The organism is Sphingobacterium sp. SRCM116780 (assembly GCF_021442025.1).
Lineage (GTDB): Bacteria > Bacteroidota > Bacteroidia > Sphingobacteriales > Sphingobacteriaceae > Sphingobacterium.
In genome coordinates, this window is the sequence record NZ_CP090446.1 from 2,339,627 (window position 1) to 2,362,547 (window position 22,921).

Genomic DNA, 22,921 nt, shown 5'->3' on the forward strand with positions numbered 1-22,921 from the left:
TAATTTAATTCATGAGTAGATATGAAAAAATACATCTTACACATTACCCTTATTTTAATTCTATTTTTTCCTTTCTGCACATCAGCCAAACGGTTATGGACAGCTGAGGGTGATCATTATTATGAATTTACCTCAAAAGGCATTGAAATAGTTAATCCTAAAAATTCAGAAAGAGTTGTATTCCTCTCTCGTGAATCCCTCATCCCCAATGGAAAACAGGAAGCATTAGATATTCAGGACTTCTCAATTTCAACTGATCAAGAAAAGATACTGCTTTTTACGAACAGCCAACGTGTATGGCGAGAAAACACGCGTGGTGACTATTGGGTTTTTAATAAAAAAAACAAACAACTTCATCAATTGGGATCCAAATTTACTGCAGCCCAATTGATGTTCGCTAAATTCAATCCTCAAGGGACACATGTTGCTTATGTTTATAAGGCAGATCATAATATTTACATCGAAAATCTATCCGATGGAATGATTACACCCATTACCAATGATGGAAGTGACAAGATGATCAATGGTACTTTTGATTGGGTATATGAAGAGGAATTTGGTTGTAAAGATGGATTCCGTTGGTCTCCAGATGGTACCACCATTGCTTATTGGAAATTGGATGCTCGAAACATCCGTCATTTTTTAATGATCAACAATACCGATAGTATCTATTCGTATACCATACCGATTGAGTATCCTAAGGTAGGACAAGATCCTAGTGCTTGTACTATCTGGACTTATCAAATTAAATCTGGGGAAACTTCCAAAGTTAGTCTTCCTGGAGACCCATTTCAACATTATATCCCCCGTATGGAATGGTGTTTAGATAGTAAAAACATCATTTTGCAACAACTCAATCGGAAACAAAATGAAAGCAAAATCTTCACGGTAAACATACAAGAAAACCTAGCCAAAGATATTTACACAGAAAAGAGCGATGCTTGGATCGATATTAAGGCCAGATGGAATAATAATGACCCTGCTGGCTGGGATTGGATCCAAAATGGAAAAGCTTTTATTTGGATTTCTGAAAAAGATGGATGGCGTAAAATCTATCAAATTGATCTCAATGGAAAAGAAAAATTAATCAGCAAAGAAGATTTTGACATCATCAATTTTGATTTAATGGATCCAAAAGGTGAAACCATTTATTTTACAGCTTCCCCTACAAATGCGACTCAAAAATATCTGTATAGTATAGCAACAAAAGGAGGACAAGCGGTTAGATTAACACCTAAAGAATATGAGGGAACCTGCTCCTATGATATTTCTCCAAATGGAAAGATGGCTATTTTTAGTTTTAGCAATCATAAAGAATTAAAAAATAACGCTTTAGTATCCTTACCATTACATCAAACATTAATTGATTTCGATCGTAAAATAACAAAAAAAGCAACGGATGGTATTGCCGAATTTTTTAAAGTAAAAATTGCAGCAGACGTGGAATTGGATGGGTGGATGGTTAAACCATTGGATTTTAATCCCGCTAAAAAGTATCCTGTAGTTTTTATGGTTTATGGCGAACCAGCATCACAAACTGTATTGGACAATTTTTATGCAGGCTATAACAACTTATATGTGGGCAGTATGGCCAAAGATGGTTATATCTATATTTCAGTAGATAACCGAGGTACACCAGCTCCAAAAGGAAGCCAATGGAGAAAAAGCGTTTACCGTAAAATTGGTCAGCTCAACATCAGCGATCAAGCACTTGCTGCCAAAGAAATTCTAAAATGGTCATTTGTAGACAGCAGCCGTGTCGCCGTATGGGGATGGAGCGGTGGCGGTTCCAGCACCTTGAATTTACTGGGGCAATATCCAGAGATCTACAAAACGGGGATTGCAGTTGCTGCTGTAGCCAATCAATTGTTATATGACAATGTGTATCAGGAACGCTACATGGGCTTGCCTCAAGAAAATTTAGCGGATTTTGAAAATGGTTCTCCATTAAAATATGCGAAGAATATCAAAGGAAATTTGCTCTATATTCATGGTACTGGTGACGATAATGTACATTACCAAAATGCCGAAGTATTGATCAATGAACTGGTCAAACACAATGTTCAATTTCAATTGATGTCCTATCCAAATCGTAGTCACTCGATTCATGAAGGAGAAGGAACTTCGGAACATCTAAAAACCTTATTTACCAATTACTTAAAAACTCATTGCCCTCCTGGCGCAAGATAAATCAACATGATGAACAAACAAGTTTTATATGCATTGGGCAGTATTTTGCTATTAACAATAAGCATTCCACACGCATCTGCCCAGCTGATGAAAGAAAAGGTTGAATTTACCCGAGCAGATTCTTTACGGGGAAATTTAACACCCTTAAGGACATGCTATGACATCCAATATTATCACCTGGACGTCAAAGTAGATATAGACAACAAATATATTTCAGGATCCAATCTGTTCCGTTTTAAGGCAACCCAAGATTTTAATCGACTGCAATTTGATCTTTTTGCCAATTTAAAAGTCAACAAGGTCGTATATAAAGGAAAGGAGCTCCCTTTCAAAAGAGAATTCAATGCCGTATTTGTCGATTTTCCATCCAAGATAGAGAAGGGGAAAATAGATGAGTTTACGGTTTATTATGAAGGTCATCCCCAAGTTGCAGCCCGAGCCCCTTGGGATGGTGGGTTTGATTGGAAAACAGATAGCAAAGGTAAGCCTTGGGTTGCCACAGCCTGTCAAGGCATGGGCGCTAGTGTTTGGTGGCCAAATAAAGACCATCAATACGATGAAGTGGATAGTATGTTGATTTCGGTCGCTGTTCCCAAAGAAGTCATGAATGTTTCTAACGGAAGGCTTGTAAACGTTGAGAAAATGAAAGATGGGTATAACAAGTACCATTGGAAAGTTGTCAACCCCATAAACAATTACAATGTTGCTTTAAATATCGGCGATTATATTCATTTTAAAGAAGACTTTAAGGGTGAGAAGGGACCTTTAACAATGGATTATTATATTCTGCGCGAAAATGATCAAGCAGAGAAAAAGCAACATTTGATAAAAAATGCCACAGAGACATTAACAGCCTTTGAACATTGGTTTGGTCCCTACCCGTTCTATGAAGATGGCTATAAACTGGTAGAAACATCCCACACCGGTATGGAGCATCAAAGTGCTGTTGCTTATGGCAATCACTATCAAAATGGCTATCGAGGAAGAGATGCATCCGGAACAGGCTGGGGACAAAAATGGGATTTTATTGTCGTACATGAATCTGGACATGAATGGTTTGGAAATAATATTACTTCTGCAGACCTGGCAGATATGTGGATCCATGAAAGCTTTACCAATTACTCAGAAGCCTTATTTATTGATTATTTTTATGGTAAAGAAGCCAATCAAGCTTATGTACATGGCAACAGAAGTGGTATTCAAAATGATAGCCCAACGCAAGGTCCTTATCATGTAAACAAAGAAGGTTCTGGAGATATGTATCCTAAGGGAGGTGTCATGCTCAACATGATACGAACCATGATTGATAATGACGAAAAATGGCGGGCCATTTTAAGGGGATTAAATAAAGATTTTTATCATCAGCAAGTTGATTACCAAGATATTGTTCAATATATTGTAAATAAGTCAGGTATCGATTTAACCAAAGTATTTGAACAATACGTACAACATGCTGACATTCCAACATTAGAAATTCGTACTGATGCAAGTGGAAAAGTATACGGAAGATGGATAAGTGAAGTTGCTAATTTTCAAATGCCTATTCATCTTGGCATTAAAGGAAATAAAAAACAACTCATCTCTTTAAATAAAAAATTCACGGAAATCAACATCCCTGGATTAACCAAAGAAAATATCGATATTGATACCTTCAATTATTATATAGGTGTATTAGTCGAATAAAATATATCCTAAAAAAGACCTCCTCGGAGGTCTTTTTTATCCTTTTACAATTCGTGTGCCTGTCAACTTTCCTTGCTGTTTGACAACCAAAGCACAGAAACTGCAAGCTAATTATTCTCTACAAAATTTTTTATACGCTGCATACTGAAAAGAGTATAAAACGATACCTATGGAAAATATCAGCTTAATTCCAAGCAGGTGGATCTACACCCAATAAATGCTTGACAAAATAATCGCGACGTTTTCTTTCTCCAAAATTTCCACCAGAAGAATGTCCCATACCAGGAACCATAATAAAATCGTGATTTTTATTGGCTTTAATTAAGGCATTTACCAGTTGAAAAGTCGACGATGGATCTACATTATCATCCAATTCACCAACAATTAGCAATAGATTTCCTTCCAGTTTTGCTGCATTTTCGATATTGGAACAAGCAGCATATTCAGGACCTACGGGCCATCCCATCCATTGTTCATTCCACCATATTTTATCCATTCGATTATCATGGCAACCACAGGAAGAAACCCCAACTTTATAAAATTCAGGATGAAATAATAAAGCAGCGGTAGAACTTTGTCCTCCTGCTGAGGTTCCATAAATCCCCACTCGACTAATATCCAAATAGCTGTATTTTTTAGCGGCAGCCTGCATCCATAGTATCCGATCTGGAAACCCTGCATCTTTCAAATTTTTCCAGCAAACATCTTGGAATGCCTTGGAGCGATTTGAAGTTCCCATCCCATCAATTTGCACTACGATAAAACCTAGTTCAGCCAGCTCATACATCCCACTTGGATTGCTATAAAAAGATTTAGGCACAAAAGAGCTGTGTGGGCCCGCATAGATATACTCAATCACAGGATAAGATTTTGTAGGATCAAAGTTTGTCGGTCGAATGATAATACCCCAAATATCTGTATGTCCATCGCGACCTTTTGCTGTAAACACTTCAGGAGCTTTCCAACCGATGGATGTAAGTGCTTGTGTATTGGTTTTTTCCAATTCCATTAATATAGTACCTTTTCGATCCCGTAATACAGCAATAGGCGCTTGATCCACTCGGGAATATACATCCACAAATTGCGAATAGTCAGGACTAAAAGTCGCTTGATGGTTGGCATTTTCTTTTGTCAATTCCGTCATGTTTCGTCCATCAAAATCAACTGTATAATAATGAATCAAATAAGGATCTTCCTCTGCATGACGTCCACTTCCTTCAAATATAATTTTCCGATTTGTTTCATCCACAAAAATTACTTTTCTAACCACCCACTCCCCTTTTGTAATTTGATTTTTAACCGAACCATGCTTACCATCATATAGATACAGATGATTCCAACCGTCTCGTTCTGAAGTCCAGATAATTTCATTTCCATCCTGAATATCTTTCCGATATTTTTTGCCACTATAATCAATGAAAGTAGGGCTTCTCTCTTCAATTAAATACCTGGAGGCTCCTGTATTGGCATTCATTTCTAGAACTGCATAAGTTTGATGACCTCTTTTATTATATTCAAATGTGATCGCATGGCTATCACTGTGCCAAGATAAGCCACTCAAATCAAACTGATTATCAATTAACGCTTGATCACAGGTATAAAGTCTATCTTGTTCTAAATTGTAAATAATCGGTAATTTTTGAGGCAACGCATCTCCTGGTTTCACATAATCTCGGGTTTGAATTTTGGGTTGTAGTTGATCTTTAGGTGAAGACTCAATCAAGGTCAGCTGTCTTATATCTACCTTTTGAATTTTCAACGCTGCCAATTTTTTACTATCCGAAGACCATTGGATGTAGTTGCTGTAATATTCTTGGGGATTCCCATCAAAAGTAACTTGTTTTGCCTGATTTAAATTTCCTTTCGGTGCTATATAAACATTGCTGTTTTTAATAAAAGCGACATGTCGTTTATCAGGGGATTCAATCTCCATATAGGTATTATCCTGGTATCTTTTGCCCCAATAATCACCATCTCGCTCTTTTTTAGTACTCTGTCCATTTTGTTGCAATGTATTCAATTTCCGATTCCATGTCCATTGAAAACCTTCCATATCCAATGAAATATAATCTTCATCAATCAGTTTAATCCGATCATTACTGATGGAGGGGTTTTCTATTTTCTTTCCCAATTGCGTTTCCATTGCTGAAAACACCTGTTTGGTATCAAACAAAATCTCTTTTTTCTTTTGACTTGGAGCAACCAATACATATTCCTTACCATTTAAGGTTGATTTATCATACCAAAATAAATCACCTTTATCATTCCAATAAAACTGAGCCGGTAGATTATCTACCTTATTCATAAGCTGACTTTTCAGATCCTTCGCTCTTTTATAATCAGCTGAAGTCCCTTGGGCAAAAATCATATGGAAGCCCAACAATAAGAGTACAGTACTAAGATATTTCATTACTTTCTTTTCGTTTAGGATTGATCACATAATAGATCGGCACACCAAGCAAGGCGATCGCAATACCTGGCCAAGTATAGTTCGGTTTAAAAAGAACCATCAACAAGATAAAAGAAAGTCCCATGATGATATAGATAATAGGTAAAAATGGATAACCAAAAGCCTTATAAGGTCTATCCAGTTCTGGTCTTGTCACTCTGAGACGAATGATACCAATAATGGCTAATACATAAAAAATAACAACAACACAGGTAATCATATCCAATAGGTCACCATATCTGCCACTTAAGCACCATATCGCAGCAGCAGCACATTGAATCCATAATGCCCAAGAAGGAACAGATTTGTTATTTAACTTCCCTGCATTTTTAAAAAAGAGACCATCTTTAGCCATAGAATAATATACTCTTGCTCCTGCAAGTATAATCCCATTGTTACATCCAAACGTACTGATCATGATCATGATGGCGATAATGGTAATTCCAAAAGGTCCAAATATTTCTTGTGCAGCACTCATCGCTACCCGATCTTTTGGTGCATTGACCATTTGCTCTAACGTCAGTACACCTGTATACATCAAATTTGTCAGCAAATAAATAATCGTGACCAGTATCGTTCCTAAAGCTAAACTCAAACCTATATTTCGTTGTGGATTTTTAATTTCTCCAGCAACAGCAGAAGACGAATGCCAAGAGTCGCTACTGAAAAGCGCGCCTACCATCGCTGCAGAGAAGGCTCCCATAGCAGAGAAATTTGTGTACGAAGAATAGGAACCATCTGCATTCAAATGCCGCATTTGCCACCAGGACGCTTGCTTCCAATTCCAGTTCCAGACTTCATATTTAAACGCGATAAATCCAAATAATACCAATAGCAGTAGGCTCACTATTTTTACGAGTGTGATCGTCGTTTGTACACGTTTACCACTATTAATACCTCTTGAATTGATAAAAGTCAATATGATGATAACTGCTATGGCCAATACCTGTGCGGAGGAGATTTTAAAATCTCCCAAAGTCAGGAGGTAAACATCTTCATCCAAAAAAGGAAATAAATAGGCGGTAAATTTAGCAAAGGCAACCCCTATCGCAGCAATTGTGGCTGTTTGGATAACGGCAAAAAAAGTCCAGCCAAAAACAAAACTAACCACAGGACCATAAGCTTCTCGTAAATACACATACTGCCCACCCGCTTTAGGAAACATGGCACTCAGTTCTCCATAACTCAAAGCGGCTGTCAGGGTCATGAAACCACAAATAGCCCAAACCAACAACATCCAGCCTGCAGAACCCGTATGACGAGCAATATCAGCAGATACAATAAAAATCCCTGAACCGATCATACTCCCAACAACCAACATCGTGGCATCCAACAATCCCAAGGATTTTTGAAAAGATTGATTTTCTTGGCTCATGACATTATTTTTTAAAGGTGTAAAACTTCCATTTTGTCTCATAATCTGCAGGTAAATTTTCCTCCAATAGAATTGCTCTTAGCATCTCCATTGGTAGATAATTCTCCTTTATCACGCGATCATGAAAGGTTTTATACGACATCTTCCCTTTATCTACAAGCTCTTCTTTGATACGCATTAGTTGCAGTCCGCCTACGAGGTAAGCCAATTGATATAATGGGTCATAGGAGCCTTCAAAAGAGCGCTTGACTTCTCCATGCGCATTGGCCGATTCAAAACCAACACGGTTTACCAGATAATCAATACATTGCTGCGGGGTCCATTCTCCGAGATGAAAACGAATGCTAAACGTAATGCGTGCGCAACGGTGCATACGCCAAAACAACATCCCTATCCGCTCTTCTGGGGTCTGTGCAAATCCTTTACTATAAAGCAACAGCTCCCAATACAAAGTCCAGCCTTCGGTCCAAAATGGTGTATTAAAAGCTTCTTCACGATAAGGCTTGTACCTGCTATTCATAAAATATTGCAAATGATGACCTGGGATAAGTTCATGCTGAACCGTACCTCTTGAAAAATAAGGATTATTGCCACGCATGCTCATTTCTTTAGCCTGTTGGCTCATTCCACTTGTTGGATAGGAAATACTAATTTCTCTTCCTCCCGTAAAAAATGGATTGACTAGTTGTCTTTCAGGGGACATCATGATCATCCCCCAAGTTTCATCTGCTAGGCTTGGGATATCCATTAATTCATGTTTTGCTATAAATTGCTGGGCATCATCGTACAGTTTCATGATGAGCTCTGGTTGCTTGCCTATGGGGACGTACGAATTTTTAACTTTCTCTTGTGCAGCTTTCCAGTTATTACCAAATCCCATTTCATTGGAGGCTTTCAGTAACTCAGCCTCACACCAAGCAAATTCTTGATCAGCCAAACGCAATAGCTCATCCGCATTGTAACTGATCATCTCTTGTTTCAATTGTCGATTTAACTCATCTTTGCCAATTGGAATTCCTCCAATATCACTCCCGTCGTTAAAAACCTTCCAATCACTTTTAGCAATTAAATCTTCTTTATACTGTTGTAATTTTTTCTTGACATCTTGATAGACCTCGGGTGCCCACCAGGTAAACTGTGGATCGTATTCATGATAAAAATCAAACGTGCTGGTCAAACGAAGGTCTAAGGATGATAATATATTGGTTAAAAAAGTGACATCAGTGCTTGGGATATGATCGACTTTTTTGAGATCCCGCTCTGCTGATGTTATCACTAATCCTACTGCCTGAAATTCCTTAGCCATTTTTTCTCCATCTACACTGGTTCCTCTACGTCTTAATTTTTCAAAAGCAAGTATTTTTTCAGCAAAAGGCAGGTAATGTACAAGCTTTTGGAACTGTTGTTTACTCTGTTCTATTGTCGCTAGGTTCTTTTTTATTTTTCTTTTTAATAGAATAAAGTCTACTTGACCATTGGTTTCCAATTTTTTATAGGGAAATGCCTGCAATTTATCCAGGTATTCTTTATTGAGTTCCAACAGGCGATCCATTTGTTCTGGCGATGCCGCTGCAGATTCACTCCCCCAATCTTTAGGCATTGGTCCATAGAAATAATTGATCGCTTCGACATCTTTTGCATATTGAACAATATAGGGTTCAATAGGAGTCGTATGGCTATATAATTCCAAATTTTGAGCTTTCATTGGAAAAGGTAAAATAAAAAGCAAACTGTAGAAGAATACTTTTTTAGGTTTTAATTTAGGAAATATGATCATCATTTAGGTTTTCTAATCGGTTTAAAAATCAACTGTCAAATCGATCGGGATTAAACCCAGAAATGTCGGATTCCAAAAGCCGATCTGCCAATATATCCGATACGATCTTTCCAAATGCTGGACCTAAACTCAATCCCATCATGCCACCTCCCCCGGCAATCACTGTATTTGAAAATTTCTTCAGGCGCCCTAAGTACGGTAAGCCATCAGGTGAACAAGGGCGATAGCCGTACCAGATTTTATCTTCTGGATAATCGACATGAAGTTCCGGATAATATTTAGGAATGGATTCGACGATACCTTTTACGCGATTGCGGTAAATTTTATCATTTGCAGGCCCTAGTTCCATAGTACCGCTAAAACGGATCATACCATTCATTGGAGTCACCGCTACTCTAGCTTCCAACAATAGCGCAGCATAGTTAAGCTGTTGCTCTTGTTCTGGTTGATACATAAAAGAATATCCTTTCCCTGGCATAAGTGGGGTACTGATATTCAGTTTAGCGGTTAAACTTGGTAAATAAGCGCCTCCTGTGATTACAAAAGCATCTCCAGGGAAGCTCCCTTGATTTGTTATAGCTGTTTCGATTTTACGGTCAGCAAACGTAAATTTAAGAACTTCTGTATTTTCGTAAAATTCAACTTGATTGGCTTTCAAGTAAGCAATCAGTTGTTTCATGAGTTTTGGAGGATACAATTTACCATCACATTTATACAAGACCGCACCTAGAATATCTAATTTTAAATCTGGTTCTAGCGCTTGTGCTTCATCACGATCCAAAACAGCGATATCCAACTCTAGATCTTGCGCTCTTTTTGCCAATTCAATTTCCTCATGTTGGACTTCTTTTGATTTGTACATCATCAAGATTCCATTTTGATCCAATTCGAAGTCAAAACCATCTTCATTGGCCAAACGATCGTATAAACGACTGCTGTATTGATTCAGATCCCGAATACTGGTGGCGTGCTGGTCAACATGCTCCTTATTCGCGTGTTTCAAAAATTTCAATCCCCAATTGATTAAACGAGGATTTAATGATGGGCGCACATAAAAAGGACTTTTGCTATTTAACATCCATTTTACTCCTTGTGCAACAATTCCAGGTGCTGCCAATGGAGTGAAATGACTGGGCACGATCATCCCTGCATTCCCATAGGAGCAATTATTATCCAATGTGTCCTTTTCCAATACCTTTACCTGCCATCCATCGCGCACTAAATAATAAGCTGAAGCTAGGCCTGCAATTCCAGCACCAATGACTACGACTGTTCCTTTATTTTCTTTCACTTTTGTATTCTAATTATATCCAACATTACATGACTTGAAAACCTTCAAAATAGGGATCTTCATCATCCAAAAAAATGGTATTATATCCCGTAATCCTTGCCCAGCCTTCTACTGATGGTATGATCGCGGGCTTTCCATTAACAGTGGTTTCCTCTTCGATCTTCCCAATAAATTGAGAACCGATATAACTTTCGTGTACAAATTCTTGTCCTTTGCTCAACTTTCCTTGGGCATACCACTGTGCCATACGCGCCGAAGTACCTGTACCACAAGGCGATCTATCTAAGGCATTCTCTCCGACTAAGACTGCGTTTCTTCCTGAGGAATTTTCTTTAGTAGGAGTCCCTGTCCATTGAATATGACTGAGTCCGTGGATATTTGGATCTTCAGGATGGATAAACGTGTAATGATCGTTAAGCAATTTTCGAATCAATTTACCGTAGTGGATGAGTTGACTTGCAGAGAAATCGCTAATATCTTTAAAATTGGTTTGTGGATCGATAATGCCATAAAAGTTACCTCCATAGGCAACATCCACTGTGATAATACCCAAGTCTGGACAGTCTACACTTAAACCCTCAGCATACAGGAAAGACTTCACATTCGTGAGTTTCACACTTTTCACTTTTTGTCCTTCTTGTACATAATCAATATATACCAGACCAGCAGGTGTTTCCAGTCTTAGTTTCCCTGGTTGCTTGGGTTGTATCAACCCCTCTTCAATAGCGATCGTCACCGTACCAATAGTTCCATGTCCACACATCGGTAAGCATCCACTGGTTTCGATATATAAAACTCCCATATCATTATCTGAATCAAACGGAGGATATAACATACTACCACTCATCATATCATGCCCGCGAGGTTCAAACATCAACCCTTTTCGGATCCAGTCATATTCACGCATGAAGTGCAAGCGACGTTCCATCATGGAGTTTCCCGTCAACAAAGGAGCTCCACCTGCTACAAGTCGTACAGGACAACCACAGGTATGCGAATCAATACAAAAAAAAGTTTTCTTCATCGACAGCTATTTTATGATTTTATTTTTACTCCATTGTTGATTGACCAAACGATCTATCTGCAATGGATTTTCATTTTTTAATTCATCGGGTAAAAAAGTATTCGGCCAATTTTGAAAACTAACTGGTCGTAGAAAACGTTTGACCGCATCAGGACCAACAGAAGTAAATCGTGTATCTGTTGTTGCCGGAAAAGGTCCGCCATGTTGAATGGCATATTGTACTTCTACTCCTGTAGGCATTCCTTGGAATAGGAGTCGACCACATTTCTCTTGTGCCAGTTGAAACAGTTCCTGTTGGCTTTCTATATCCTGTTCTGTCGCCGAAAAAGTAATTGTCAATTGTCCTCCAAAAGCGTTTAGCACAGTCAATAATTCTTGTTTATTAGAACAAGATACGATCAGGCCAAAAGGTCCAAATACTTCTTCTGCTAGTTTGGGATTATTTAAAAAATAAGTTGAACTCGTTTCATAGATGGCTGCTTGAGCTAATTCCGTTTGATCGGTACCTTTTCCTTTAGCGATGAGTTGTACACCTTCCTGTTGGGTAACTTCTGTAGCCAATTGTTGGAAATTTGCTAAGATTCCAGCATGTAGCATTTTAGTCGGAGGGATTTCGGATAATTCACTTTTTAGACCTTCCTTAAACAGCTGTAAATCTTGCCCTGCTAACGCAATCAGAATGCCTGGGTTTGTGCAGAATTGTCCTGTTCCCAAAACGAGTGATGATACGTATTGTTTGGCAAATGTCTCTGCATGTTGAGTCATGAAATCAGGTAATGCAAATACAGGATTGACACTTCCCATTTCTGCGAAAACAGGAATGGGATCAGGACGAGTTTGTCCCAAATCAAACAATGCTTTTCCTCCTTTAAAAGATCCAGTAAAAGCTACCGCTTTTATAAGCGGATGCTGCACAAGTCTTTGTCCCAATTCGAAAGAATCTCCTATGACATGTGTAAAAACATCTTTTGGAGCACCGTATTTCTCCAGAGCACGATGAATCTTCTCTGCCATCATTTGCGATGTATATACATGACCAGGATGTGCTTTAACAATAACGGAACAGCCTGCGCCTATTGCACTCGCCGTATCTCCTCCAGCAGTAGAAAAAGCGAAAGGAAAATTGCTTGCACCAAATACAACAACAGGGCCTAAGCCCTTGTTATACTTTCTCAAATCCATTTGTCCATCTTCACTCACATCTAAACGAGCTTCACTGTATAAGCCCGTTTTTACTGCATTGGCATACCTACGCCATTGGTTTACTGTCCGTGCTTTTTCTCCCTGAAGACGACCTAATGCTAAGGCCGTTTCTTGCTCTGCTACTTCAATCAACGCTTCGTCCAAAACTTCAATCTCATCCGCGATCAGATGCATTAATTTTGCACGTTCATCACTGTTTAGTTGTTGCAAAAATCGAAATCCACTTTCAGATTGCTGTGCAATAAGATCGATTTCATTAGCTGTCCATTCTTTCCTCATCATGCTTGTAATTGTGGTCTCGTCGCTATCGCCTCACGAATAATCCTTGAAATTCTTTCTTTTTCTTCTCCTTGCAACGCTAATCGTGGAGCTCTAGTATAAGTTGTGCTGATTCCTTCTGCTGTAGCGGCAAGTTTGATGTATTGTACCAATTTAGGATGGATATCCAGTTCCAATAACGGCATAAACCATCGGTAGATAGCAACAGCTTTTTCATATTCACCTTGTAACACCAAATCGTACATGGCTACCGTTTCTTTTGGGAAGGCATCGACTAAACCTGCGACCAAACCATCTGCTCCTAACATTAATGTTTCTAAGCTGATGGTATCGACTCCGCCTAAAATCTTCAAGCGGTCTCCAAATTTATTTTTTAATCGTGTCACATTCGTTAAATCACGGGTAGATTCCTTGACTGCTTGAATCGTTGGTTCTTGTAATAACTCTTCAAACATTTCAACACTAATATATGTACTATAATCTACAGGATTATTATAAACTAAGATCGGAAGTGTAGAACTTTGTGCTACAGCGCGAAAATAAGCGACAACCTCACGGTCATCCGCACGGTAACGCATCGGGGGCAAAAGCATTAAACCATCGGCTCCTAAAGCAGCTGCTTTCTGTGCAACTTCAATCGCCGCTTGTGTGGTATTCTCTGCAATGTTTAATAAAATAGGAATCCTTTGGTTGGCGACCTTTAAAGCATGGCGCAATAAATCAAACTTTTCATCTGTACGCAACACACTTGCCTCACCCAATGTACCAGCTATAATTACACCATGTACCCCAGCACTAATTTGTGCTTCAAGGTTCTTTGTAAACATATTGTAATCTAAATTTCCATTTTCATCAAATGGAGTTAACAACGCAGGATAAATTCCTTTCCAATTTAAATGTGCCATATCAAAATCTATTTTTTTAGTTCTTTAAGACAAATCTATAGGCTATTTCACTGCTGGTCTTCTTATGAATTAATCAAAACTGACCTTATTTTCACTTATCATCAAATTCATGAAAAGTGTTGATGCAAGAAAACTTCAAAAATTCTGATAAGCAGTATGTATAAGTCTGGTTATTGCGCAAAATAATGTTTGAATTGGTTAAAATCAAAACAAAGTTTTAAGTTATAGAAATGTAATTTTGAGGTTTAAATCAGCAGCAAGACGTAGTATACGAAGCAATATGAAGATCTTATTTTTAGGAGCCTGTTTGTCCGTTATTATATCCATACCAAACACGTATGCACAGCAATCGTTTTGGGATGAAATTAAACAACAACCAGCTACTTTAAATATACAAGAGGGAACACATGAATTTCATTTAACAAATCTGAATCTTCAAATTCTAAAATCCTCTCAAACTGTTGCTGGGCTTAAACTTTCTCAGGATAAAGAATTTGATTATACAGCAGATGAATTATTAAATAAAAGAGACAAAAACCGCTTTTTTCATCTTGGAGATATTAATTTATCGATCAGAAAAGCAACTGAATCAACTTGGACAGCTTATTCATCCGCATTAGCACGAAAAGACGTTCTTCCATTGAAAACAAAGGGTTCTGTGCTGGCAGCTGCAGACTTAAGTTCAACTTTACCGAATTTACCCTTACAGATCATCCGCAGTTGGGAAAATCAACAGGGCGATCTTATTCTTCGGTTTGAAATTAAAAATAATACTTCGGATAGCTATGAAATCGGAGATCTGGGTGTACCGATGATATTCAACAATAATATGGAGAACAAAAATCTGGATATGGCGCACCAAGATAATGTGTTCTTTGATCCTTATATTGGTCGTGATGCAGGATATCTTCAGGTGAATAGACTGCATGGTTTAGGTCCCAGTCTTCTTGTATTGCCTTTGGAAAACAGTGGTTTTGAAGCTTATCAACCACTGAACTCAGATCCGACACCTCGTGGGATTACCTTTGAGGGATTTCATGAATGGATGATTCATAGTAAAGCGAAAACAGAGACCGAATGGAAAGCTGTAGAACCCTGGAATACCGCAACCTCTACCCTATTAAAACCAGGAGAATCAAAAACATTCGGATTTAAATTTGTCTTGGCGCCGAGCATCAAAGAAATAGAATCGGAATTGATTCAAAATAAAAGACCTGTTGCCATTGGAGCACCTGGTTATGTCGTTCCATTGGATGTACCTGCTCAACTATTTATCCAATACCACAAATCGATTGCATCGATTGATATCTATCCCAGTAATGCGCTACAATTGAAGAAACTTCCAACAACAAAACATGGTTGGAAATCCTATGAGGTGATCGGCAAGCATTGGGGAAGAGCACGCTTGACAATCAATTATCGGGATGGTATACAACAGACCATTCATTATAAAGTAATTAAATCGGAAAAAGAGGTGGTCAAGGACCTTGGAAATTTCTTGACGACCAAACAATGGTACGAAAATGACAACGACCCTTTTGGCCGCTCTCCGTCCATTATCACCTACGATAATGAAACGCATCAGCCTGTAACACAAGAAAGGCGTGCGTGGTTTGCCGGATTAAGTGATGAAGCAGGAGCCGCAAGTTGGCTAGCAGCGATCATGAAACAGCTATTGGTTCCTGATCCAACAGAGATCAATAAACTAAAGCAATTTGTCGACAAAACTTTATTTGCTAAGATTCAATTGACCACTGGTGAGAAAAAATATGGCGTTGTAAAAAGTCTTTTTTATTATGAACCCGATTCCATGCCAGTGGGAACTTATGATGCGAACATCAATTATAAGACCTGGTCGGCATGGCCAAAGAAAGAAGCTGATGATATCGGGCGTTCGTACAATTACCCACATGTTGCTGCTGCCCATTGGGTATTTTACCGCCTTGCTAGAAATTATTCCAATTTAGTTACGGAAGAAAAATGGGAAACCTACCTGAATAGGGCTTTTGAAACCAGTATGGCGATGATCAATAAGGCTCCTTATTATGCGCAGTTTGGACAGATGGAAGGTAGTATATTTTTGATTGTACTCAACGATCTGAGACGAGAAGGATTTACCGATCAGGCGAATCTGTTGGAGAGTGCCATGCGGAAAAGAGCTGAACATTGGAAAACCTTAAACTATCCATTTGGAAGTGAAATGCCCTGGGATTCCACGGGTCAGGAAGAAGTTTATCTCTGGTCTAAATTTTTTGGATTTGATGACAAAGCAGCAGTGACTTTAAATGCCATCTTAGCCTATATGCCTACCCTGCCTCATTGGGGATATAATGGTAGTGCCCGAAGATATTGGGATTTCGTCTATGGTGGTAAACTTGCTCGCATCGAAAGACAATTACATCATTATGGTTCTGCTTTAAATGCGATTCCGGTATTGACAGACTTCAGAAATAATCCTCGAGATTTCTATTTGCTACGTGTTGGACATGCAGGAACATTAGGTGCGCTTGCTAATGTCACACAAGAGGGCTTTGGCCCATCGGCCTTTCACTCCTATCCTTCCACATTAGCAAACGATGGAATATCGGGTGATTATGGCTCTGGCTTCTACGGTTATGCGGTCAACTCTGGCACCTATATCATCCAACATCCTGAATTTGGTTGGCTGGCTTTTAGTGGACTTTTAAAAGACAATAAAGAAACCATAACGGTAGATATTAAGACTGCATCAAGAGCCAGAATCTTCCTTGCTGAAGAAAAACTTTGGATTACTTCAGATGTAGGTGAGATTGATCAACTCACCTATTATAAGAAAGCTAAAACGGTAATTTTAACATTGAATAATACCACCTTACAGGCTAATCATTTTCTGTTGAACATCAATCCTGAAAGTGGGTATACGGTAACCGATTATCAACAAGATTCAGTAGGAAGGTACAGAATTCCTGCTCATACGCAGACCGTGACATTGAAGAAAAAATCAATTTAATTATATCTTATTTTAATCAACCTACCAACCTGTAAGAAGTACCCCATTTATTGGGGTGCTTCTTTATCATTTTATAGTCCGATTATGATGATGACAAAAGTAATCTTTCTCATAATTGAGATCATGTTGTTATCAAGATTCTTATAAAACTAATTGATCAATTACAGCATTAAATTTTAGGATAAGTATAGCCATTATGATAAACCGCAGCTAGGTATTGATTGGACTTCTTGTCATCAAAATTTGATCTCTCTTTATTCCAATACAGTTTTTTCCCAGTTCGATAAGCGATGTTTCCCATTTGTGAAAAGATAGCAATGTGTGCCCCTGCTTCGATAGGAGCATGCAACAAAGATGAATCTCTTTTGGATATTGCCTCTACAAAATTTTGCATATGTTTTTCCAGTCCATTATCTTTCGAAGGCTGGAAAACTACGGCTTCCATTCTACCTTTTTCAGGAATAACTTCCCACCCCTCACGGTTCAAGACCAAGGTTCCATTATTACCAATAAAGGCAACGCCATGATTACGACCATAAGGACCTAAGTCTATCCCTTTGGCATGTTCCCATTGAATATTGAAATTTTCAAACTCATATACCGCAGTCATCGTATCTGGCGTTTCCCCGGCATCATCTGGATAAGCCAATTTTCCTCCTGCTGCCATGACGGATTTTGGATCCGATACTTTCATACCAAGTAACGCATAATCTAGCATGTGAACGCCCCAATCGGTCATCAGACCTCCAGCGTAATCCCAAAACCAGCGAAAGTTAAAATGAAAGCGATTTTGATTAAAAGGTCTTTTTTGTGCAGGTCCTAACCATTGATCATAGTGTACACCACTAGGTACCTGTTCATCTGCCAAGATAGGGATACTATTTTTCCAACCTTGATAAGACCAAGCTTTTACTAATCGTACTTTCCCCAGTTTTCCAGTATGTAAAAAATCAATAGCATCCTTAAAATGTTGTTGGCTTCTTTGCCATTGTCCCACTTGAACGATAGCCTTATGTTTTTTAGCTGCAGCCACCATTAGCTGACATTCTTCTATAGAATTGCCGATAGGTTTTTCTACATAAACATGTTTTCCAGCTTTTACAGCATCCACCATTTGTAGGCAATGCCAGTGATCCGGTGTTCCGATAATAATGGTATTGATTTTCGGATTTTTCAACAGTTCCCTATAGTCGGTATACTTTTCTACTTGTATGTTTTTTTGCGCTAATTCAGCCACTCTTTTTTCAAGTATACGTTCATCTACGTCACAAAGCGCTAAACAAGAAACACCTTCAATTTTTAAAATGGCATCCAAATCAGACCATCCCATACCGTTCACCCCAATTAAGCCTACCCGGATATCCTGAGGAGCTCCAGCAAATAGCTCGTTTGATTTAAAAAAAAGGGAAGAAGTTGTTAAAAGGGTTGAATAACGTATAAAGTCCTTTCTATTCATACAGGTTTGATTTAAATTATATTTGGTTACTCTCAACCTTGAAATTACGAAATACATTTATATTTTACACACATATGGTTGTAATATATATATCGACAAATAAAAATAAGCTGATTATTTTCTTAACAATATATGTCCACTAGATTAGAAAAAAGGTCCCTTCAGATAGAAATAACAGGTATAAAATTTAGTTTTGCCTCGCACCAAATATCTGAAAGGTATCATAAAGTCTATTTTCATCCATTTGCAAAAGATGATCTATTTCCCAAAAAGATTTGAAATTAGCTTTCATGCGACGCGTCAACAATAACAACATATCGAGCTTATGTGCGGCCATTATCGATACAATACGGTTCTTAGCATCCCTATCCATCTGCAGAATATCTTTTGCTCCTACTTCTTGTTCAAAATATAGCATATTCGCATAAACGCTTCTCCCAATTTTTACAACCCAAGGATTGATCAGTATATGCTCATCCTTGATCATCCATTTCTCCCCATTTGCAAACACGGCAAAAGTGCATATTTCTGTTTTTTCAAAAAGTACAGCTTTCCAAAGTGGTATATTCAACTCAAAAACTAAATATTCATTTGGGTGAATAGCGTACAGGTAGCTGCGTAGAACAAAAATATTTCTCTTCTCCAGCCATAATTCATATAATTTTCTATTTTTATCCATTAGCATTTTCGGATCGTATAACCAAAGTAATGCTTTATCTGGCTTCAGATATACCAAGATCACATAAACGCAAACAGGAACAATAAAAAACCAAAAATCTCCTTTAAAATACAACCAAGTAAATACAGTTGTTGATCTTTGCCCTAATAATAATGATAGCATGAAGAGATGGATACTGCAGATCGGGATTATTGTCACCAATAGAAAAATGGTCATTTTCAGATCTTTCTTTTGTTTGCAGTACCATACATTGCTGTAGCGAAGATGATTCATGAAATTGATCCAAAGGATGTACATGACAAGCAACAAGGAAGTTCCTAAGCACATCCATTTAAACAGAGGTTTTATCAATCGAGGAAATGGATCATCAATAGCGCTTCCTAAATTGATCAATAGCGATACAGCCAATACGGCAATAAAATACAGCGTATATTTTGCTTTAATCTTGTTTCTCATAGATAGTAGAATTGGTTAAATGAGCATCAGTATTTAACACAATTGATGTAAGCTAAAAAAGATTTTTAATCTAAAAAAATGACTTTCGTCACTTTTTTATTTAAAGAATAAATTTATCCTTATAAAGAGCTATTTATCTACTTCTTACGGTAAAAAATAAATATACACATTTGTGCATTTCTTCATTTTGTCAAATATTTGCTTGTTTTATATCCATATCAGTTTTTATTTTGTATAAATTTGTACTTAAAAAATAAATCTATTATGAAAAAATCATTTGATAATGCGGGTGTTGCTTCCTTGCAACAAGAATTCTTGTTTTTATCAGCAGTAAACCAACAAGTTTGGATTGATGCCGTTCGTACAGACTTCCCACAGTTTATGCTAGACAAATTTAATCTTCAAACAACTCAAATCACGTTAATAAACAGTATGCCAACTACTTTTCAGGACATGTTAGCCAATGGAATTGCCGATACTTGGGAATCAGGTCAAGCAGTCAGTTTCCAAAAAGATGCCGCAGCCGTAGACAAGGATACAAAAGATATTATTGTCTCAGATCCTACTCCTACAGCAGCAGAAAGTGATAGTTTACCATTCCCCTTTTCCATTTGGATTCGATATCGAACCACCCTGTAAGTTTATTATCGTTATATATATTGCTAACAATGATACCTAATCTTTTCCATTGTTAGATAGCTACTCAGCTATTGTCGTATCTATAGTCGACAATAGCTGTCAATGAAGCATACACATAAGGTCTTAGAACCTAATTGAACCAAAGAACAAGTCTCTTCTATTTGCATTTCCCTTAAAAAACCCATCTTTGATTTATATAACTTTTAAATCATGGAACACACCGAAAGTTTATTACAGTATTATCTACAAACCAAAAAAGATATTCCCGAAGATTTAAAGAAGAGTCTTGGAAAAACTCCTCATTTTAATATCATGAAAAGGATAAACTGTTACCGTTCTATCGAGTTCATGCGAAGAGATTATTACAAAATTGTATTGACAAATGGCAATGCCTCTTTGTTGACTGAGAAAGGAATTATCAATATTGACAAACCCGCTCTATTTTTCTCTGATCGTATTGTTCGCTTTGGATGGGAGAACCAAAAAGATTATCAGCAGGAAGGATACACGATTCTTTTCAACGAATACTTCATCAATTATACGTTAAAAAAATCATTCCGCAGATTATTCGAATTATTCAAAACAAAAGTATATCCATTTTTATTTTTAAATAAAGCACAATACGACGAACTTCTTCCCTACTTCCAATTGATTGAAAAAGAGAACTGTACTTGCTTTAAATTCAAGCATGACATTTTAAAAGATCTGCTCAACATCTTGGTCAATCAAGGAATAAAAATTGAATTGGAAAACCAACATCGAATGTCTCCCCTCTATACTTCAGATCTAACAAGCAAGTTTCTGGATCTCTTGGAACAACAATTTCCAATTGACAATCCAACGGAATCTATATTGATTAAAACACCAGCAGCATTTGCTGAAAAGTTACATGTACATGTGAACTATCTCAACCACAAAATTAAAGACCAGACAGGCAAGACAACTTCTCAAGTTATCCAGGAACGGTTTCTTGTAGAAGCTATCAATTTGCTACTATACAGCGACTGGAGAATCGGAGAGATTTCACAATCTCTTGGGTTTGAATACACGCAGCATTTTAACAATTTCTTTAAAAAAGCCATGCATATCAGTCCTAATGAATATCGTAAGCAAAAAGTGTAAGATTTGATTTTCGTACATTTTGGTTTGATATTTTTATTTTATTAGATGATTAGAGCTTCTATATTTGCTTATCTAATAAGATGCAACATATGAAAATTTATAATCCCAAAAACGAGTGGATCTGTACGTTTATTACTTTTTTACTTATCCCATTATCGGGTTTAGCGACTGATATTTATTTGCCTTCTTTTCCTGAGATGCAAAACTATTTTCATGTTTCACCAACAGCTGTTCAGTCAACACTAACTTATTTTCTGATTAGCTATGGTGTCTCGATGCTTTTTGTCGGAAGTATAATCGATAGTTTTGGCAGGTACAAAATCGGTATATTCGCTTTGTTTATCTTTTCTTTATCAAACATCGTGATTGTGACGACACATTCTATCCACATGATGAATCTGATGCGTGTTTTACAAGGATTGGCTATCGCTTTTATCGTAGTTAGTAAACGTGCTTTTTTAGTGGATATCTTTAGTGGAAAAAAGCTTCAACATTACATGTCGATCCTGACCATTGTTTGGTCTATGGCTCCGATCACAGCTCCTTTTTTAGGAGGCTATTTACAAAAGCTATTTGGGTGGTCATTCAATTTTTACTTTTTAGGTATCTTTTCTTTTTTGATTCTTGTTCTTGAACTTATTTATGGAGGTGAGGCGATAAAGCATTATAAAAAATTCAACAAAGCTGAAATATGGAATGCCTATAAAACGATTTTGACCACCAAGGACTTTACCTTTGGCTTATTTGTTCTAGGATCTTGTTATAGTATGACAATGGTATTTGGCATGTCATCCTCTTTCATTATAGAAAACCATTATGGACTATCTGCTGTTGTAACCGGGTATTGTGCACTTATATCTGGGTTAGGTTTATTGACTGGTGGGATTATTGGGAAAACACTTCAACATAAAGATTTTACGACCAAGCTTGTGACAGGAAGTATCTGTATCGTTATATTGGGCTTATTGTTATATGGAGCAGGCTTTTACACGGATAGTCTCCTTTTGATGATGATCATAGTCTATTTATTACAATCTTCAACAGGTTTTCTCTACACCCTCTATTTTACCTATTGCATCACCCGATTTCCTCAATTTGCTGGTGTGTCCAATGGTCTTGCGAGTGGCGGGAGTTATGTATTCACCTCGGTATTCAGCATCATCATTGTTCATCTTTATGTGATTGATAAACCAATTGGTTTATCTTATAGCTATATTACATTGGGAGTGCTGTTACTGATAGCAGTATCATTTTTTGTTAGATCCATTGGAAAACAGAAAAAATTGACGGAGGAACTTGTTCCTGAGCAAGTGGAAAACGAATAGATAAGTTGAGCAATAGCTATTGCAAATTGTTGACGAATACATATGGACAACAACTCTATTTTAGAATTTTCTTAAACTT

15 protein-coding genes are annotated in these 22,921 nt (G+C 37.5%); 6 read left to right on the forward strand and 9 right to left on the reverse strand.

The genetic code is table 11. The features are described from left to right. Positions 1–21: 21 nt before the first annotated feature. On the forward strand, positions 22–2,190 hold the full coding sequence (locus LZQ00_RS10155; protein WP_234509170.1) for a S9 family peptidase: 2,169 nt from the start codon (positions 22–24) through the stop codon (positions 2,188–2,190). 6 nt (positions 2,191–2,196) lie between these two features. Next, the gene (locus LZQ00_RS10160) at positions 2,197–3,873 is read left to right on the forward strand and encodes a M1 family metallopeptidase (RefSeq protein WP_234509171.1); all 1,677 of its coding nucleotides are present in this window, start codon (positions 2,197–2,199) and stop codon (positions 3,871–3,873) included. Positions 3,874–4,057: 184 nt separating this feature from the next. Here LZQ00_RS10160 and LZQ00_RS10165 read toward each other — a convergent pair whose 3' ends face one another. The 7 genes from LZQ00_RS10165 to LZQ00_RS10195 are packed head-to-tail and all read right to left on the reverse strand — an operon-like array spanning position 4,058 to position 14,176. Further along, positions 4,058–6,283 carry a S9 family peptidase gene (locus tag LZQ00_RS10165; protein ID WP_234509172.1) on the reverse strand — a complete coding sequence of 742 codons (2,226 nt, stop codon included), beginning with the start codon at positions 6,281–6,283 and terminating at the stop codon, positions 4,058–4,060. Continuing rightward, positions 6,270–7,739, reverse strand: a complete 1,470-nt coding sequence (locus LZQ00_RS10170) for an APC family permease (protein WP_234509173.1) — start codon at positions 7,737–7,739, stop codon at positions 6,270–6,272. Before LZQ00_RS10170 ends, LZQ00_RS10165 begins: the two co-directional genes overlap by 14 nt. After that, positions 7,702–9,477 (reverse strand): DUF885 family protein, encoded by a 1,776-nt coding sequence (locus LZQ00_RS10175; protein WP_234509174.1) that lies wholly within the window; start codon positions 9,475–9,477, stop codon positions 7,702–7,704. The genes LZQ00_RS10170 and LZQ00_RS10175 overlap by 38 nt, the downstream gene beginning before the upstream one ends. 25 nt (positions 9,478–9,502) lie before the next feature. After that, on the reverse strand, positions 9,503–10,765 hold the full coding sequence (locus LZQ00_RS10180; protein WP_234509175.1) for an NAD(P)/FAD-dependent oxidoreductase: 1,263 nt from the start codon (positions 10,763–10,765) through the stop codon (positions 9,503–9,505). Between the two features lie 25 nt (positions 10,766–10,790). Continuing rightward, on the reverse strand, positions 10,791–11,789 hold the full coding sequence (locus LZQ00_RS10185) for a 4-hydroxyproline epimerase (protein ID WP_234509176.1): 999 nt from the start codon (positions 11,787–11,789) through the stop codon (positions 10,791–10,793). 6 nt (positions 11,790–11,795) lie between these two features. Then, positions 11,796–13,274: an aldehyde dehydrogenase (NADP(+)) gene (locus tag LZQ00_RS10190; RefSeq protein WP_234509177.1), complete on the reverse strand. Its 1,479-nt coding sequence runs from the start codon at positions 13,272–13,274 to the stop codon at positions 11,796–11,798. Then, positions 13,271–14,176, reverse strand: coding sequence for a dihydrodipicolinate synthase family protein (locus LZQ00_RS10195; RefSeq protein WP_234509178.1), 906 nt, complete (start codon positions 14,174–14,176; stop codon positions 13,271–13,273). Before LZQ00_RS10195 ends, LZQ00_RS10190 begins: the two co-directional genes overlap by 4 nt. Before the next feature lie 280 nt (positions 14,177–14,456). Here LZQ00_RS10195 and LZQ00_RS10200 point away from each other — a divergent pair, with 280 nt between their 5' ends. Next, entirely contained in the window at positions 14,457–17,165 is a 2,709-nt protein-coding gene (locus LZQ00_RS10200; protein WP_234509179.1) for a DUF5695 domain-containing protein, read from the forward strand. Between the two features lie 169 nt (positions 17,166–17,334). Here the strand turns inward: LZQ00_RS10200 and LZQ00_RS10205 are convergent, their stop codons facing one another. Next, positions 17,335–18,621, reverse strand: coding sequence for a Gfo/Idh/MocA family protein (locus LZQ00_RS10205; protein ID WP_234509180.1), 1,287 nt, complete (start codon positions 18,619–18,621; stop codon positions 17,335–17,337). Positions 18,622–18,808: 187 nt separating this feature from the next. Next, positions 18,809–19,756, reverse strand: a complete 948-nt coding sequence (locus tag LZQ00_RS10210; RefSeq protein WP_234509181.1) for a hypothetical protein — start codon at positions 19,754–19,756, stop codon at positions 18,809–18,811. A 264-nt stretch (positions 19,757–20,020) separates the two neighbouring features. Between LZQ00_RS10210 and LZQ00_RS10215 the strand changes: the two genes are divergently transcribed. The 3 genes from LZQ00_RS10215 (at position 20,021) to LZQ00_RS10225 (ending at position 22,842) form a co-directional block, all read left to right on the forward strand. Beyond that, positions 20,021–20,395, forward strand: a complete 375-nt coding sequence (locus LZQ00_RS10215) for a hypothetical protein (protein ID WP_234509182.1) — start codon at positions 20,021–20,023, stop codon at positions 20,393–20,395. Between the two features lie 210 nt (positions 20,396–20,605). Next, on the forward strand, positions 20,606–21,517 hold the full coding sequence (locus tag LZQ00_RS10220) for a helix-turn-helix domain-containing protein (RefSeq protein WP_234509183.1): 912 nt from the start codon (positions 20,606–20,608) through the stop codon (positions 21,515–21,517). Between the two features lie 89 nt (positions 21,518–21,606). After that, on the forward strand, positions 21,607–22,842 hold the full coding sequence (locus LZQ00_RS10225; protein ID WP_234509184.1) for an MFS transporter: 1,236 nt from the start codon (positions 21,607–21,609) through the stop codon (positions 22,840–22,842). The last annotated feature ends 79 nt before the right edge of the window (positions 22,843–22,921 follow it).